Below are 16,274 nucleotides of genomic sequence, written 5' to 3' on the forward strand. Positions count from 1 at the left end.
GCTGTTTGTCCCACGCGTGTGCGTGCATCATGGGCTCGTTTCATCTGGCAGATTGGAAAGACATATGCGTTTGACATCCTTTTCGTGTGTTTGCACAACACTCCTGATCGGATCCATTGCATCTCCTGTGCTGGCGCAGGAGGAAGCGGATCGTCAGCCGGACTTTGAGCATGTCTATCGACCGCAGGATATGTTCATGCAGCCGCCGGTACATCAGGCAAGTTCGTCCCGGCTCCCAACGGGTCAGCCCGGCCCTGACTACTGGCAGAATGCAGCCGACTATCGCATCGAGGTTTCGCTTGATGCTGAGAATCGCAGGCTCGAAGCACACTGCACTATCACGTATACGAACAACTCACCGTTCGCGCTGGAGCACGTCTGGCTGAATCTTGAGCAGAACCTCTTCAACCCGGAGAGTGCTGGCGCACGGATGACGCAGCCTGGCGCACGCTTTGGCAATCGTGGCGCGTTCCAAGGTGGGTACGAGATCTCATCTGTCTCTATGTGGACACAGGGAGTCAGGAACAGCAAGGGCGAGCTTGTCGATGTGAGGGTGTACGACGGCGAGCCGATCGAGATGAAAGTGCATGACACACTCGGGCGCATCGATCCGCCACGGCCTGTTGCTCCACACGGTGGTGTCGTTGAGTTCCAAATCGATTACGCATTCAACATCCCTGCCTACGGATCAGATCGTCTGGGTATATATGAGAGCGACAAGGGCGATGTCTTCCAGATCGCCCAGTGGTTCCCCAGCGTGTGTGTGTTCGATGATCTATACGGCTGGAACACCATGTCGTATCTCGGCGCGGGAGAGTTCTATACAGATTTCGGCACATATGACGTGACGATCACCGCGCCGCGCAATCACGTTGTTGTTGCAACTGGTCGGTTGATGAACGCGGAGGAAGTGCTCAATAACGAGATGCACGATCGATGGGAGAAGGCATTTGCATCGCCGGGTGAGACCGTTGTTATTCGCGATGAGGACACACTGGGTGAGAATCTTCGTGACGGCGAGGGCAATCTGAGTTGGCACTTTGTCGCAAACAATGTGCGCACATTTGCGTGGGCATCCAGTGCCGCGTTTATCTGGGACGCTCAGATACTGAAAAACTCCGGTCCCGAGGTTCCGATGAACAGAGGGTCCGAGCCATCCAATCGGGCAGGAACACTTGTGCAATCGGCATATCCGCCCGAGGCGCTTCCCCTGTGGCGTGATTCAACGCACATGCTTGCTTCTTCCATCGCTCACTACAACAAGATGTGGTATGTGTATCCATACCCGAGCGCGATCAATGTCAACGGCACCGTCGGTGGCATGGAATATCCCATGATCATCTTCTGTCGCAATCGTACAAGCGAGACGGGGCTCTTCGGTGTGACGACGCACGAGATCGGGCACAACTGGTTCCCGATGATTGTGTCGACGGATGAGCGTCGCCATGCATGGATGGACGAGGGATTCAACACGTTCATTAACTATTACTCAAACCTTGAGTACTTCCCGGATACGCTGCCGCGTCGGGGGAATGCGCGTGATTATGCGCGCAACTGGCGCCAGCAGGATATCCACGAGCCGGATCTTCCACCCGACTATTACTCACAAGGCGCGCTCGGTCGGCTTGCATACGCGAAGCCGGCTGCCGGTCTTGTGTTGTTGCGCGAGCAGATCCTTGGCCCTGAACGCTTCGATGAGGCATTCCGCGAGTACATCAACCGCTGGGCATTCAAACATCCGCGTCCTGGTGACTTCTATCGCACGATGAACGACATGGCTGGCGACGATCTGTCGTGGTTCTGGCGTGGATGGTTCCACACAAACGCGTTCATGGATCACACGGTGACACGGGTGCGCGAGCGTCGAGGTTCGTGGAACATTACGATCGAAAACAAGGGTGATCTGCCAATGCCGGTTGTCATGGACATCCATTATTCCGATGGCTCTGTCGTCCGGAAGAATCTACCGGTCCAGATATGGTCTGGCGGACGGAGGTGGACCACGGTGGTGCCTGGGTCCGAGGGCAACACGATCACGAAGATTGTGCTTGATCCTGACGAGGCATTCCCCGATGTTGACCCGTCAAATAATGTCTGGGAGCCTTCAGCCGATGAGGAAGAATCGACATCAGCCGATGAGGACAGCGGCTCGAACTGAGCGCATCTTGATCCGTACAAGTGCGAAACAGATGTAACCACATCCCGAACAAGGCATCCAATGCGCCGAGGATGTACGCTCTGATGGGATACGTCCCGATAGTTATGACTGAGACGTACGTATTGACGGAGGATATGGCACAATGAGAACAGGAAACCCGACGCTGAACGCATTCAGCCAGTATGCAGAGCCGGTCGGTGTTGGTCCGCGCTCCCTTGAGGAAGTGCTCGGAACAAAGGCTCGCCCAACAACAATGTCTCTCCGTGGGACAGTGATTGCGACGAGCATTCTCATGGGGATCTGTGCAACAACCGCCTTTGCATCGTTCCCATACTTTGACAGCATGATGACGAGCGGCCGTTCCACAGCGTGGATGTGGGTGATCGGACTGATGGCGGGTTCCTTTGTGATCGCGCTCATTCTCGGATTTAATCCGAAGGCAGCACCAATACTCGCGCCAATCTATGCGATTGCGGAGGGTGCGTGGCTTGCAGTTGCATCACTTGCGATCAGTTACTCTTATCTCGACAAGGTTGATCCTCATCTCATTTCGTACGGCATCATCGGTACGTTCTGTGTTGGTGGCGGGTTGTGCGCTGCGTACTCGCTCGGCTTAATCAGGATTTCGGGAACTGTTGCCAAAATCCTTGTTGTCGCGATCAGCGCGGTATCAATCTATGCTGTTGTGATGTTCGCTTCGTACATGTTCGGATTCGGTCTGCCAAATCTATTCACAAGTGTTTCACCGATTGGAATCGGGTTTACAGCGCTGTGCATTCTCCTCGCGTCGGCAGCGCTCATTCTCGATTTCCAGTTTGTGGAAGCCGGTATTCGAGGTGGGGCACCGAAGTACCTTGAGTGGTATGCCGGATTCACTATCCTTGTGACCCTTGCCTGGCTGTACATTGAGATCCTTCGCTTGCTCGCGAAGATTGCAGCATTGACGCGAGAATAAGACGGTGACACCGCACGATTGACTTCAAGGCCCGGGGCGTACGCCTCGGGCTTTTTAATCTGTGTGTAGGCATGTATCAAGGAGCGACTTTGCAGTGCAGATGTCCTCGATACGCTGAGATCCTGCCTCGCGCTCAATGACCAGGTCAGCATGCAGGCTCGATGCAAGGTTGAGAACACCCTGCCAGTCCACATCGCCAGCCCCGACAGGCACCTCTGTGCCCCACGTGCCAGATGTTGTGGCGGCTGTAGCATCCTTGATGTGGATCTGCGCGACACGATCTCTCAGTCTGTGCAATGCCGCAACCGGATCACCCATTCCGTAGAGGATCATGTTCGCGGGATCAAAGTTCACGCCAACGTGCTCGAATCCGTGCTCAGCAAGCACGTCGAGCAGCGTGGCTGCACTCTCCTGCCCCGTCTCGAACGCGACCCGGATGTGCTGCTGGGCGAAGACATCGACGATCCGGCGCAATCGATCGAGCATGGTTGTACGCACAGCATCGTGCTGATCGTGCGGGAGGAAACCTGCGTGGAAGGTGATGAGCGAGAGACCAAACTGCTTTGCGATTTGCGCATTTTCGTGCGCAGCACGCAAGTTCTCGTCCCAGTCAGCGTCAAGACGAACGCCACCGGTTGCGAGGATAGAGTCGAGCGTTGAGTAGTCCTCACCCTTGAATCCCATCATGCCTGAGAGAATGCGGATGTTCGCTCGCTCGAGTGCATCGGCAGTCTCGCTGAAGTTCCACGCACCGGTGCGAATAGGATCAAGGGCAAGCTGGACATGAGAGAGCCCGCAGGCACGCACTCGTTCAACGAGTTCCACAGGCGATGACGCCTGAAGCGACCATGAACAGACACCGATGCGCTGTTGGCAGGTATCTGAAGGATGCAGGTGAGAATCTGTCATGCTTGACGTTATCCTTTGACAGCAGCGAGGATGCTGAGAATCGATACTCGTTTTCTGCCTAACGTGCGTTGACGAGATAGCTTGGGAGCGTACGATCGAACGTTGTTGAGACAGAGTCTCAATGATTGGCCCTCATCAGATTCACGGAGACCTCAATGAGTGGATGTCCACATCAGCGCCAGGTTGAAGATATGCCGGAACCTGTATCCCGCTGTCCTGCGTCCCCAAAGGCAAAGTGGGCAGCACGGCTTGGGTTCTTCGGGTTCATGTTCTTCCTTATCAAGGGGCTGTTGTGGCTTATCATCCCCGCTCTTGGGTATCTTGCGATGCGATGAAGTAACACGGAGTGTGCCATGACTACGTCAGATTCCACCGCGGTCTCGTTGCCTGATATGCTGAAAGCAGAAACCGCGGAACGCCATCACATTGCCGAGCGGCATCCGATCCAGCAACAGCTCCTCAAGGGGCAGTTATCGCGAGAACAGTTCGCTGACATGCTGGAGCAGATGTTGGTTGTTCATCGCGCCATGCGTGTCGCATTGACAGCATTGCGCAATGGTTGTCCAGCATTTGCTCCGTTGCTGCATGACGATTTCTTTCAGGATATCAGGCTGGAGCAGGATCTCCGATTCTTTGATCGCGATCCGAACGCTGTCGTCGCACTCCCCGAAACACAGAAGATCGCAGAGCATATCGAGTTGCTTGGTGAAGCCGAAGACGAAGCGCTGCTTGGGTGGCAGTACGTGCTTGAGGGGAGCAACAACGGCAACATGTACATCGCAAGGGCGGTGGGGCAGTCGCTCGGACTGACCGGCCATGATGGGCTGCGATTCCTGACACCGCACGGCGAGATGCAGAGGCCGAAGTGGCAGCAGTTCCGCGCGGATCTCGCGGGTCTTCAGTTGACCGATGATGAGCGCGGCGGTGTGCTTATCCAGGCCTGTCAGGCATTTGACGCGATCACATGCATGATGGATGGGCTTCAGCGGTTCTGGGACAACTGAATCTAGCAATCGATATCGATGTCTGATGGCGATTCTGGCGTGTCGGCAAAGCTCGGCCTTTTCCAGCCGCATTCCGGGCACGTGTCTGCGTCCCCAAGATCATATCTACACTTTGTACACTGGTTTGCGTGGAAGCGCGCAAGAATCGTGTGCTGAACATAATACGGAAAGCACATGACAGCTAGACCGAGTGCGATCATCAGCACAACAAATGACTGCATGTACAGATGTGCGATGAACTGCAGCACTGCGCTCTGTTGAAAGCCCGCGATACCGACTGACAGGTGGTGGGCCATCAGGAACATCGCGCATGTTCCCATGACCACCATCCAGCCTGAAACAAGATACGCAAACCTGCAGGCACGCTGGGTCGCCAGCATCTTCTCACTCTCGGGAAGCGTTTGTACAACTGCGTTCACTAGCATTGGATAGATGAGAAAGAAGCAGGATATGACAACCCCGATCACGAGCGAAGTGACAGGGACGTGCCTCAGATCTGAGACATAGTCATTCAGTTTCATGTACGGCTCGCCCATGTGCGCCGTCATCGTTGTCGCCAAGACGTAACCATACGACAATGACAGCGCAACCACAGCCATGATGCAGGATCTGCGGGACGACGAGTGCGAGCAGGTGCATTTGGTGTGTTTTCGCACAACAAAAGCATATCAGATTTGAGATGCTTTGTGTTGTCAGACCTTCGGCCACGGTCCCGTGATCGCGAGTGTCAGTCCTGTGTGCTGGATGTTCACAAACAGGGTGGAGCCATCAGGCGAGAAGCACGCGCCAGCAAACTCTGACTCGCTTACGGTATTGAGTGCGAATGTGCTGACCCTGCCGTGCGGTGTAACGCGTAGAAGATGCTGCTGGCCTGGCCCGTCCTCGCAGACGATCAGATCACCCCATGGCGCGACAGTGATGTTGTCGGCGTTTTCGACGATGCTGACATCATTCGGCTCAACAAGAAGTTGCAGGAATCCGGGCGATGTCTGCTCTCGATCGGTGCCTTCCAGATCTGCAGGTGCAGGTGTGTACTTCCATATCTGCCCTGCCTGTTTCTCGCCGCCGGATGTGCACGCAAAGTAGACACATTCATCGCCGAACCACATACCCTCGCCACGGGCGAATCGAGCGCATCCTTTTTCGAATCCACGGTAGCGGAGGTCGTCATCGGGTGCTTCGATCCCGTCAAGATCAATCCAGCGTACAAGCAGCGGAAGATCATTGACTCGAACGGTTGGAGTGCTGTCCCAGTTGCGAAGATCTGCACTGTCGCGTCCAACGATCGCGAGTGCCTGCAGACGACCTCCTTCGGCGAGTTTGCCTTTGACATTCGGAATGAAGCGGTAGAGCAGCCCGTCGTGACGATCCTCAGTCTGGTACACGATACCGGAACCAGGATTCACTGCAACAGCTTCGTGGTTGAATCGCCCCATCGCGCGAAGCGGTACAGGTTTGACCAGTCCGTACTCACCGTCGCGCACACGCGCCGGTACCTCAAACGCATAGCCGTGGTCGATCTCGCGTTTGTCGTCACGTGTCTCGATAGTTTCTTCGCACGTGATCCAGCTTCCCCATGGTGTTGGTCCGCCAGCACAGTTGCGGGAGGTGCCAGCGAGCGACATGAACTCATCAATCTTGCGCTGGCTTCGTGTGTCGTACACGATCGTCGTTGTGCCGCCAAGCGCGGGTGTTTTGCCATAGCCGGAGTCGTACATCAGGTGCTTAGGAATACGTGACAGCAACGCGTTGTCCTCACCGTATGGCGAGGTTTCTTTCCATTGGTGTTCATTTTCATGGTTTCGGACAATAAGTGTGAGTCCGTCAGGCCCTTCAAACGCAGCCATCCCGTCAGGTCGACCGGGGACAAGGAATCCATCGTCCATTCGTTGACCGACGCGCGAGATAATCGAGTACGCAAAGTCCTGTGGCAAATCGATGATGCCGTTTGGATCTTTGACAAGCGGACCAAATCCGGTGTCCAGATTTGGAGTTAGAAGATCGGAGATCGTTTCGGCAAGAACGCTGCGAGATGTGAACGCACTCAGGCCATTGATGCCGAGTGTCATCGCCATCGAGCGTTGAAGAAACCATCGACGTGTCTGGACTTCACTCATTGACGTCTTCCAATCTGCATGCATCGATCGGTACAAATGCCCTATGACGATAGATCGGTGCATGGAAGTACGAGTGTGGACCAATGTTCGAATCGCGCAAAGCCTGAACGTCACCGCGAGGTTATTTCCACGCAAGCGTGTCAACTGCGATGCGTCCCGGCTCTCGCTGCCACGGAAACACGCTTCGACCCAGTGTGCTCCGGCCTGCCCTGCTTGTCCTCTCGATACCAACACGCAACGTGCCGTCCACTTCGATGCAGGACTCGGGGACGGTGAGAATGCACGTCCATGAGTGATCGCCCGGTACAACAACAGCGCTGTGATTCGTGAGATACTCATCATCGAACGTACGTCGAACACCACCTGCCCGATCAATCGTCAGCGAAAGCCGAGCTGACCCTGTTGGGCCAAGCCACACCGAGACGCAATCACCCGGATCTGCCGCTGAATCGAGTGCATCGCACTCAATAAACAATCGCCATGCGAGGGCTGATCCTGGCGCTGCAATTGTCTCGTTTGTCCGGTTTGTATTGCCTGCAAGTTCGATGCTTGTTTTCTGCAGATGCACCGCGGTGCCACCTGGAATGCCTGGAACCACAATCGAGCCCATATCGTTCGTGTAGAGATCTCTGAGTGTGCGCACATTCATCATCGGCCCAAGCGCAAGAAACGGTGGTGATGCACGCAGCTTTGCTGGACGAGCTGGGGCCCACGCACGCTGACGATCCATGCGTCCTTCGACCGCAAGTTGCGCCCGCGCGGGCTCTCCACCAGCATCGTTGATGGCTCGCGTGATAGCTGTCACACCGACTGGAACATCGGTATTCATCCACGACCACGGAGCGATTGCGATAGGTTCTGTTGGTGACTGGGCACCAGCGCTTGCAGCAACAACCAGCGCACTGTCATTGCGAAGTCTGAGCATGCCGATCTGCACAGTTGCGCCACCCGGCTCAGATGCCGGTCTGCCACCATCGTCTTCAATTGCTAGAAGCAGCGCGGGTTGACGATCAAGCCATCGAACCACCTCACTCACCATTTCGTCATCGCGTGTTGTTGCTCGATTGAGCGTGCGAAGGAGCTCATCTGTCTGGACGGGATCTTCACGCCAGACTGGTGCATGTACGATGCCTTCTCTGCTTGAAAACTCTGCAACAGCTGCAAGATGCGAGATTGCCTGCTCATACACAGCATGATCAGCGTGTTCAAGGCGTGTCAGTCCGGTTTGCCATTGGCCCTCCAACTGCAACGCGACCGCTTCAAGAGCTGGTGACTCAAATCTGCGCCAGCCGACAAATGGTTTGTTGTCAGCGACGCGTGTGATCTGCCCGTTTGCATCAATGGTTGGACCCGAATGATCGAGCATGCTGTATAGAGGCTTGAGTCCCTCATATGCAAGACGGACTCGCCAGCGTGAAAGCGGACTGTTTCGTGCAGGTTCTGTCAGCTCATAGAGTGCAGCGCTTTCAATCGCTTCGCTGGATGCCCGAACTGACCATCGGGGGCTTTGCTGCGCGTTGGATTCGAGTGCCGGGTCCCCAACCCATGCGAGATCGCATCGCGTGCCCTCAATCCAGACTCCCTGTCCGAACGCGTTGACAGGGATCTCCGTAAATACCACGTACGAGCCGTCGGCATTTGGAGGCGGTGAGTCTGTCGCACCGAGCACAATCCACTTCGCTGGGCCTGCTATACCGCCGAGCCATGTATCCATGCCCTGCCACGAGGTTTCGACTTCGTGCGCATTCTCGCGCACCACGCCTATCCACCTGATGACTGCTGGTACTTTCCTGCCGTCGTCGAGTTGTGCGCTGAGTATGCCATCTGGAGGGAGTTCGCCTTTGGCATCGACTGCGATCACGGCAAGTCGCCCATGTACCACCGTTGTAGGAGAGAACTTCGGGACAATGTCAAGCGATTCTGCCGTCAAACAGATATGTAGCTTTGTCGTGGCGGACACGGTACGTGCTGAGATATGTGCGCAGAAACCCATCAGTACCAGCAGATACATCCGACTCAACTGATACGCTGTGGAACCACCTTGCTTCCTCACATGGGGATGGTAGAGCGCGAATCATGAGGATTGCACCAAGGTCCCATCATCCATGTGCGTTGTAACGGAAGTCAACGCAAGAACCCAACGGAAACGCTCTATTCTGTACGTTTCCGCTGGGGCAAAGAAGATCGTGGCAACAGAAATGGAATGTCTCTCTTCTCATCTCCTGCCGGGCTTCTGCGAGACCACGATCTGTCACAGGGAGCAGATCGTTGAGCTACTCAATGTCCTCGGCGATGTCGAGGGAGTCAAGATCAATGTCTTCCACATCGTCCTCGTCCTGTTCCACCGCCTTTGCTGAGGAAGGCTTGGGCACCTTGATTTCCAGCACCCGGTTGCGAATCTCTGTGAAGAGTGTTGGATTGTCACGCAGGAACTGCTTGGAGTTCTCTCGACCCTGACCGAGTCGCACGTCGCCATAGCTGAACCATGCACCGCTCTTGTCTACCACCTTGCAGTCGACCGCAAGATCAAGCAGGTCGCCCGAAGCGCTGATGCCTTCGTTGAACATGATGTCAAACTCGGCTTCACGGAATGGTGGTGCCACCTTATTCTTGACGACACGGGCACGTGTGCGGTTGCCGACGTTCTGGTCGCCTTCCTTGATTGCGCCGGTACGACGGATGTCGATGCGAACGGAGGAGTAGAACTTCAGCGCTCGACCACCTGTGGTGGTTTCCGGCGAGCCGAACATCACGCCGATCTTCTCACGGATCTGGTTGATGAAGATGACGGTGCAGTTGGTCTTTGCGACAATGCTGGTGAGCTTGCGCATCGCTTGCGACATCAGACGTGCCTGCAAGCCAACCACGGAATCACCCATCTCGCCCTCGATCTCGCTCCGTGGAATGAGTGCAGCGACGGAGTCGACAACGATGACATCGACCGCGTTGGAGCGCACAAGCAACTCACAGATTTCAAGCGCCTGCTCACCACAATCGGGCTGGCTGACCAGAAGCTCGTCGATGTTAACACCGATCCTGCGTGCCCATGTCGGGTCGAGCGCGTGCTCAGCATCAATGAATGCAGCGCTGCCGCCGTTCTTCTGTGCGTTTGCGATGATGGACAGGGTCAGCGTGGTCTTGCCCGAGCTTTCCGGGCCGAAGACTTCGATGATGCGTCCGCGTGGGATGCCCTTGCCACCGAGTGCAAGATCCAGGGAGAGTGCGCCGGTTGAGATGCCCGGGATCGAAAGATACGCGTCCTCGTCCAGGCGCATGATGGTGCCCTTGCCGAAGGTCTTGTCAATCTGACCGAGCGCTCGATCAAGGGCCTGCTTTTTCTGCTTTGCGACCGCGTCGTCTGAGCCTGGAGCGAGCACTTCCACGGTTTTGGCTGCTTTCGTTGTCTTTGATCCGCGTCCGATGGCCATCGAGAATCTCCTGCGATTGGGCGTGCGAGTTGGCTGGGCACAGCTTACCAGATCCCGAACGAGCCGTCAAGTTTGTTCGGTGAATATTTACCAAAAATCCTTGCAAAGCACCAAGAAGGCACCAGTCAGGTCTGGCGGGCACACTGCGGTGCAAATCGGGCATTGCATGATACCATAGGGGCAGCGTCGGTGGCTTTGTTGTTTAGCCCAGCACGCCGTCGCGACGAAGTTCTTGTGATAGCAGATCCGCAACATCAGTATCGGTCTGCACCAAACGGTACACGATGTCGCGTGCTCGGCAGGCGTGAATAAGGGACTGCTGCCACTGTCCGAGCCGCTGCTTGTACTGTGCGATTGCATCGTCTGTCAGTGTGAGTTCGGCAGCACGCAGGTCCTCGGCATCGGTCAGGCGAACATCGCCGATTAGTCCGCGATGTTCTTCACGTGAGGGGTCGATCTCACCCGGTGAGAGTGTGTGCAGCAGCACCGCGTCGGCACCAAGTCCGGAGGTGGTTGCAACAAGTGCGCTCAGTGTCTGGTTTGCATCTGCGCGCGTGAGCATGTCAGAAATCAGGAATCGCACGCCGGGTGAGCGTGCCTGTGCGCACACAGATGAAACTGCTGTCAGCAGTGCATCGGGGTCTGATTGTGCGGGGACAGTTTCCCCGGGCTGGATGGCGTTTGCAAGGAATCCGAGCATGGGGCGGATGCTCGATCGTGCGCGCATCATGGCGCTGCGCTGGATCAGCGGCTTGCCAGGCGCACACACAACATGCACGCTGACTCGGTTGTTTCGTGCGAGCCCGAGATATGCCAGCGCGCTTGCAAGCTGCATCGCGTACGTGCGTTTGCTGGGCTCGCCCGCTTCCATGGAAGGGCTCGCGTCGACGATGATTGTGATGGAGAGATCCTCGTCCTCACGGAACAGTTTCAGTACGAGCCGATCGAGTCTGCCCAGCACATGCCAGTTGATGTGGCGAAGATCGTCGCCGGCGCTATAAGGCCGATGGTCATCAAACTCGACAGATCGGCCGCGCCGCTTCGATCGACGTTCGCCGGGAAGTTTGCCCGCGAGTACCTTTCTGCACATGACATCGAGTCGATCCAGCCGATCCATCAGTGACTGGCCGAGCAGATCTTCGGGCTTAGGAGCAGGGATCGGTTTCGCTGCCGTATTTGGGCTGAGTCTGCGGGCGATCATGCGTGCGAATACTGTAGTGCATCTGCGTCGTGTGAGCCGAAGCCGTATGCACATCAGCTAGGAACAGTCTGTCTGTACAGCCATCAAACCGAGTTGGTGTCACGAGACAACCGGAGGAACACCATGACCCACAAGGCAACACAATCAGATGGACGCATGTCAATGCCATTCTTGCGCATGGGTTCATGTTTGCTGTGCATGATTCTGGCGATGGGTGCTCGAGCACAAACAGACGCGCCGACTGAGACCCAGCCCGCGCAGGATCTGTCAGAGCCGGGACAGATGACTGTCGATGATCTTGCGATGCAACTCCAACTTGTGCGGGAGCAGAACGACGTGCTCCGGAAGCAGGTTGACCTGCTTGAACGCGAGCGTGACGCGCTGTTGAGTCAACTGCGATTTGCCCAGCAACTGCTCGTTGAGCACAATCTGATGGATGAAGCGATCGCGCGCGCCAATCAAGTTGATACGCCGCAACGTTCTCCATCAATGTACGAGAACGTACAGCCAGTGCGAAATACGCAGCAAGTGGACAATGGTGCGACCGAGCCTTCAGATGAGTTTGATACGAAGGCATGGAAGGATGCGGACCCGTTCAGCTCACCGTGGGCGCTCCGCGCAGCGGTTGTTCGTTCGTACTTTGAGCAGATGAGCATTATCCCACGCTCGACACTACGGGAGCAGGATCTGTTTCACGATGCGGTTGCACGCTGGACACGAACAACCTCGCGCGAGCTTCGATCGCAGATCGAATGGACAGTATCGATTGAGCGCATCGAACGAGATGTTGACGGCGGCAGACGATTCTCAGGGTATTTGCGTGTGATGGACCCTCGAACAGGCATCGGCGTTGGACCAGCAATACTCGTACCGATTCCTGAGAGGTATGCTGTGCGTGCATTGCGTGCGCCCGACGTTTCCTACTGGGAACTGCGCGGCGAAGTGATTGCAGAGCCACGGTACAACCCGGATCGCGCCGAGCGTGGTATCTTCGACGAACCGCCGATCATCGGCCCGTTCGCAGAGCACGGGTGGAAGCTCATGTGGCGTAACATGCAACCGTGGAAAGCGCCGGAGGAAACGCACGAAGAGCGATAGGCTTATTCTCTTGCGTTGTCGTTGGGAGCCGTATCAGCAGAAGACTGTTGGGCAGGCGCTGTGGTCTGCAGTCGCCATAAAGCCCGCATTCCGAGGAGCGATGCGATCACTGCGGGCATAGTTGCGAGTGTTGTAAACGACATTGAGATCACAAAGCTGTCATCGGATATTGCTGTGATGATAAACACAAGGTAGATAATTCCCGCAACAGCTGCAATGCACAGAAGAGCTGGAAATGACAAGGCATCGATAACTTGCCACAGAGGCTTGGGTTTGTTCAAACGATTGTGTGATGGGTTTGTTGCAGAAGCCAGTGTTACATACGCCTCCGGAAGCACAAGTCCACACTCGGGGCATTGTGCAGTGGCAATCCCAGCAAGTTCATAGCAGCAATCCGGACACAGAAGCGTGCGTGGTAATGGCACCAAAACTCGAGAGAAGGCACCCGCGCATGTGAGAAACACTACCCCCGCTATGATGCTCAACCCGCCAGTAACGATCAGCTCTCCGTAGTATGAAAAGTTGAGCAACTCATCTCTATGTATCGCCTCAACAAGCCATATTAACAACCACGGCACAGAGAAGAGAAAGCACACAACGCCAAACAGTCGCATGTAGACCGCGATCTTCCAGCGAAACACAATGACTTGCTCTGCATTTGGTACCATGATGCAACATTATTGCATCGGCTTGCAGCCCAGTTATTGTCAGACGCCGAACAGGTTCTTCTGCGGGAACATGCCAGCATTCTCAAAGTGCTCGAGCGCTTCGTTGACTGATGTGAAGATCTTCGTTGCGGTCTCGGTGATAAACGGGCTGGGGCTCTTCTTTGGTTTCCAAACCACGTAGACCTCCTTGGCGTGTTCATAGGCGTGCTGGAGCTCGCGCTCGACGCCGGAAGAAAGCCCTGGGATCCCGCCGGGGAGTTCTGGCACGAGGCTCACAATCATGTCAGCCTGGTCGATCAGTTTGAAGTCTCGCATGTAGATCTGCCCGTCGATGTCACCCGCGATATCGAGCACTTCGCGCGTGCGCACGCGGATCGGTCCATCCCCAGCCTTGGACCCGCCGAACGAGTGCGGTTCTGCATCGACAAACTCACGCCCCTCTCGTGCAGCGACGATTGCGCGCTCGAGCAGCAGCTTCTCGTCAACATCGCCCGGATCGAACGTGATGAAGTTGTCGGCGAGTACCGCTCGAAACGCGTCGATCTCTGCGAGCACGTCTGGCATGTCCACCACGTGCGACATCGGGAAGCTCGGGTACACCTTGCGCATGTCGTTGCGGCAGATGAGCCGGAAGACTGTCTGTGCGGTATCAGTGTGACGACCGCGAGCCATGATGTAGAAGCGTGACCCGGGGATCGCTTGCGAGAGCAGTTCGGTCGCGAGGATCTCCTCCTCGCGCCAGACCATGCAGTCTTTCAGTGTGGCATCGATGGTGTGCTCAGCGTGCAAGCGATGATGCACAACCTCGATATTGTCGACGAGACAAATAAGCACCTCTGGCGCCAGCATTTGCATCTGATCAAAGTCGAACGCACTGAACAGCCCGTGTCTCCACCGGAATGTCGCGTGCGTGTTGACGAGAATGTTCTCCTGATCACGTGATTCTGCGATCATGTCTTTGAATGCTGCCCGGCGGAGCGAGTTGAGTCTGGAGAGCGGAAGATGGAGGATCTTGCCCGCACCGACATCCGGAGCCTCTGCGTACATGATGTCGCCGACGTGGTACTGGATGATGGTCTCGCCGTTCTGTCCAGCAAAGTCGACAACCCGCTTGCAGTAGTCCTTCTTGTCCATCCCAACTTGGCCGGTGATCACGGTGCGCATCGCTTCGATCCTTCCTCGTTCAGCTTGCTTCGTTTGCAAAAGCATAACGCCCCGCAGGCTGCTGGCTCACGGGGCGTGTGGTATTTATGTGAAACTCAGCCGAATTCGAGGCGATCAGCTGCGAACGCGCATCTTGGGAAGCCCTGTTGCCTTGTCAGACTTCGGATCGAGCTTCTTCTCAGCGAGCATCTGAAGCACGCGCTCGGCGCGGGTGTAGACACTGCGCTTTCCGGTCAGGTTGCCCTTGGTTTTCAGTGAAGGATCAAGACTCATGTTCAACGCTCCCAACCAGCTTCTGTGCCAATACAGCCCTTCCCGGCTGATTAATTGATCTTTTTCTCGTAAAACGGCTGCGAGAAGTCAGACACACCGCGATGATTCTGCTGCCAGTTCTGCCCTATTGCAGCGACACGGCGCTTGAGCTCGCGACGCTCTTGTTCGGACTCCTGCCAGTGTGGAGCGCCAGCAAACCCTTTGCTTGTCCTGACGCACCACGAGGAGGCATTGTTGCCTCTGGCGTGATCAGGATCAACTGCAGCGAAGGCGGGAACGCCGTTGGTAGTCAAAAACTCCGCTGCTGCAACCGCATCGTCCCGGGTCAGTGAACTCACAATTCGTAGATAGTTCAGCCCAGTGATACGGGTGTCCTTCAGCACGTCGTGCTTGGGTGCTTGGGGAGCTATGGGCTGTTGCTCAGCGGGCTTTGGCTGGTTCTCGGACGGTTTTGTGGTTTCCGGCTGGGCAGGTGAGGGGTTGATCCCACGTTCTGGAACTGCGTTCTCGCGCGTGGGCGTCGATTCCCGCTGGAAGTTGTGGGGTGGAAGCACGGTTCCGCCCGTATCGCCACCATCGGCAATGCGGATAGTTTCATCGCTTTCCTTCGGTTGGGTGAACGGCGTGCGATCATCCAGTCGTTCCTCAAACAACGATTCCGGCTTTGCTGGTGTATTGCGCGATGCAAACTGCTCGGTTGTGGTATTCACCGCAGCATACGGGGCAAGCGTTTTCTCTGCCTCTGATTTGCCGACCATGTGACCGATTGAGTATGCGCCGAGGAGACCCAGAATCAGAAGAGGCAAACCGACGTACACAGCAGTCATCGGGATTGCGACAACGTGCTGGCGCTGACCAGCATGCTTCGTTGCATGGATCTGTGGCTTTGCTGACGCACCGAGATCCTTGATCTTTGCAAAGATGCTTGGGCCTTGGGGCTTTGGTGCTGGCTTGTTGTTTCCGCCATTGGACTGGGTGTGTCCGTCATGGCTGCCTGGAACAACTGTGGCACCTCGAGCCATTTTCGCAAGGACTTCACCGGATGGGAGGTTCTGCGGATTCTTTGGCACAACGCGGATTGGATTGTCCGGCGAAATCTCTCGTGCTGCGTGCTGACGCTGCGCTTCCTTGAGCTGCGCCTTTGTCGGGCGCGACAAAGCCTCGCGATCAATAGATACCTTTGACGGTGTCTGCGCGGGTGGCTGGTTCGCGCCAAGCGATGCACGTTCGCGTTCGCGAAGAAGCTCAAACAATGGCTGTGGTGTCTTCCGGCCCATGATGCACCATTATTCTATGGGA

At 56.0% G+C, this 16,274-nt stretch carries 15 protein-coding genes; 5 read left to right on the plus strand and 10 right to left on the minus strand.

Annotated elements, in window-relative coordinates:
* The first annotated feature begins 64 nt into the window (after positions 1-64).
* Complete coding sequence (locus H6815_06995; protein ID MCB9860186.1) at positions 65-2,158, plus strand: M1 family metallopeptidase; 2,094 nt, start codon at positions 65-67, stop codon at positions 2,156-2,158.
* Positions 2,159-2,300: 142 nt separating this feature from the next.
* The gene (locus H6815_07000; protein ID MCB9860187.1) at positions 2,301-3,113 is read left to right on the plus strand and encodes a Bax inhibitor-1/YccA family protein; all 813 of its coding nucleotides are present in this window, start codon (positions 2,301-2,303) and stop codon (positions 3,111-3,113) included.
* A 54-nt stretch (positions 3,114-3,167) separates the two neighbouring features.
* Here H6815_07000 and H6815_07005 read toward each other — a convergent pair whose 3' ends face one another.
* Positions 3,168-4,022, minus strand: a complete 855-nt coding sequence (locus H6815_07005; protein MCB9860188.1) for a sugar phosphate isomerase/epimerase — start codon at positions 4,020-4,022, stop codon at positions 3,168-3,170.
* 155 nt (positions 4,023-4,177) lie between these two features.
* Here H6815_07005 and H6815_07010 point away from each other — a divergent pair, with 155 nt between their 5' ends.
* Positions 4,178-4,357: a hypothetical protein gene (locus tag H6815_07010; GenBank protein MCB9860189.1), complete on the plus strand. Its 180-nt coding sequence runs from the start codon at positions 4,178-4,180 to the stop codon at positions 4,355-4,357.
* 18 nt (positions 4,358-4,375) lie between these two features.
* Positions 4,376-5,026, plus strand: coding sequence for a biliverdin-producing heme oxygenase (locus tag H6815_07015; protein ID MCB9860190.1), 651 nt, complete (start codon positions 4,376-4,378; stop codon positions 5,024-5,026).
* Between the two features lie 2 nt (positions 5,027-5,028).
* On the opposite strand, the gene H6815_07020 is transcribed toward H6815_07015, so the two are convergent.
* The 5 genes from H6815_07020 to H6815_07040 all read right to left on the minus strand — a co-directional run bounded on the left by H6815_07020 (position 5,029) and on the right by H6815_07040 (position 11,772).
* Positions 5,029-5,625: a hypothetical protein gene (locus H6815_07020; protein ID MCB9860191.1), complete on the minus strand. Its 597-nt coding sequence runs from the start codon at positions 5,623-5,625 to the stop codon at positions 5,029-5,031.
* A gap of 93 nt (positions 5,626-5,718) precedes the next feature.
* Positions 5,719-7,143 carry a DUF839 domain-containing protein gene (locus H6815_07025; GenBank protein ID MCB9860192.1) on the minus strand — a complete coding sequence of 475 codons (1,425 nt, stop codon included), beginning with the start codon at positions 7,141-7,143 and terminating at the stop codon, positions 5,719-5,721.
* 121 nt (positions 7,144-7,264) lie between these two features.
* A complete protein-coding gene (locus tag H6815_07030) occupies positions 7,265-9,196 on the minus strand; it encodes a hypothetical protein (protein ID MCB9860193.1) in 1,932 nt (643 codons plus the stop codon).
* Positions 9,197-9,416: 220 nt separating this feature from the next.
* Positions 9,417-10,571: a recombinase RecA gene (gene recA / locus H6815_07035; GenBank protein ID MCB9860194.1), complete on the minus strand. Its 1,155-nt coding sequence runs from the start codon at positions 10,569-10,571 to the stop codon at positions 9,417-9,419.
* A gap of 202 nt (positions 10,572-10,773) precedes the next feature.
* Positions 10,774-11,772 carry a DUF58 domain-containing protein gene (locus H6815_07040; GenBank protein ID MCB9860195.1) on the minus strand — a complete coding sequence of 333 codons (999 nt, stop codon included), beginning with the start codon at positions 11,770-11,772 and terminating at the stop codon, positions 10,774-10,776.
* A 123-nt stretch (positions 11,773-11,895) separates the two neighbouring features.
* On the opposite strand from H6815_07040, the gene H6815_07045 reads away from it, so the two are divergent.
* Positions 11,896-12,870: a hypothetical protein gene (locus H6815_07045; GenBank protein ID MCB9860196.1), complete on the plus strand. Its 975-nt coding sequence runs from the start codon at positions 11,896-11,898 to the stop codon at positions 12,868-12,870.
* Between the two features lie 2 nt (positions 12,871-12,872).
* Here H6815_07045 and H6815_07050 read toward each other — a convergent pair whose 3' ends face one another.
* The 4 genes from H6815_07050 to H6815_07065 all read right to left on the minus strand — a co-directional run bounded on the left by H6815_07050 (position 12,873) and on the right by H6815_07065 (position 16,252).
* A complete protein-coding gene (locus tag H6815_07050) occupies positions 12,873-13,538 on the minus strand; it encodes a hypothetical protein (GenBank protein ID MCB9860197.1) in 666 nt (221 codons plus the stop codon).
* Positions 13,539-13,577: 39 nt separating this feature from the next.
* Positions 13,578-14,702: an AAA family ATPase gene (locus tag H6815_07055; protein MCB9860198.1), complete on the minus strand. Its 1,125-nt coding sequence runs from the start codon at positions 14,700-14,702 to the stop codon at positions 13,578-13,580.
* 114 nt (positions 14,703-14,816) lie between these two features.
* Positions 14,817-14,975 (minus strand): small basic protein, encoded by a 159-nt coding sequence (locus H6815_07060; protein ID MCB9860199.1) that lies wholly within the window; start codon positions 14,973-14,975, stop codon positions 14,817-14,819.
* Positions 14,976-15,025: 50 nt separating this feature from the next.
* Complete coding sequence (locus H6815_07065) at positions 15,026-16,252, minus strand: hypothetical protein (GenBank protein ID MCB9860200.1); 1,227 nt, start codon at positions 16,250-16,252, stop codon at positions 15,026-15,028.
* Positions 16,253-16,274 lie beyond the last annotated feature (22 nt).

The sequence above is a fragment of the Phycisphaeraceae bacterium genome, assembly GCA_020639155.1.
Classification (GTDB): Bacteria; Planctomycetota; Phycisphaerae; order Phycisphaerales; family UBA1924; genus JACKHF01.

Bases quoted from the DNA above. Each gene is read 5' to 3' on its own strand.
- H6815_07045 (MCB9860196.1), top strand. From the start codon at position 11,896: ATGACCCACAAGGCAACACAATCAGATGGACGCATGTCAATGCCATTC.
- H6815_07000 (MCB9860187.1), top strand. From the start codon at position 2,301: ATGAGAACAGGAAACCCGACGCTGAACGCATTCAGCCAGTATGCAGAG.
- H6815_07020 (MCB9860191.1), bottom strand. From the start codon at position 5,625: ATGGCTGTGGTTGCGCTGTCATTGTCGTATGGTTACGTCTTGGCGACA.
- H6815_07040 (MCB9860195.1), bottom strand. From the start codon at position 11,772: ATGATCGCCCGCAGACTCAGCCCAAATACGGCAGCGAAACCGATCCCT.
- H6815_07060 (MCB9860199.1), bottom strand. From the start codon at position 14,975: ATGAGTCTTGATCCTTCACTGAAAACCAAGGGCAACCTGACCGGAAAG.
- H6815_07065 (MCB9860200.1), bottom strand. From the start codon at position 16,252: ATGGGCCGGAAGACACCACAGCCATTGTTTGAGCTTCTTCGCGAACGC.
- H6815_06995 (MCB9860186.1), top strand. From the start codon at position 65: ATGCGTTTGACATCCTTTTCGTGTGTTTGCACAACACTCCTGATCGGA.
- H6815_07025 (MCB9860192.1), bottom strand. From the start codon at position 7,143: ATGAGTGAAGTCCAGACACGTCGATGGTTTCTTCAACGCTCGATGGCG.
- recA (MCB9860194.1), bottom strand. From the start codon at position 10,571: ATGGCCATCGGACGCGGATCAAAGACAACGAAAGCAGCCAAAACCGTG.
- H6815_07055 (MCB9860198.1), bottom strand. From the start codon at position 14,702: ATGCGCACCGTGATCACCGGCCAAGTTGGGATGGACAAGAAGGACTAC.
- H6815_07050 (MCB9860197.1), bottom strand. From the start codon at position 13,538: ATGGTACCAAATGCAGAGCAAGTCATTGTGTTTCGCTGGAAGATCGCG.
- H6815_07010 (MCB9860189.1), top strand. From the start codon at position 4,178: ATGAGTGGATGTCCACATCAGCGCCAGGTTGAAGATATGCCGGAACCT.
- H6815_07015 (MCB9860190.1), top strand. From the start codon at position 4,376: ATGACTACGTCAGATTCCACCGCGGTCTCGTTGCCTGATATGCTGAAA.
- H6815_07005 (MCB9860188.1), bottom strand. From the start codon at position 4,022: ATGACAGATTCTCACCTGCATCCTTCAGATACCTGCCAACAGCGCATC.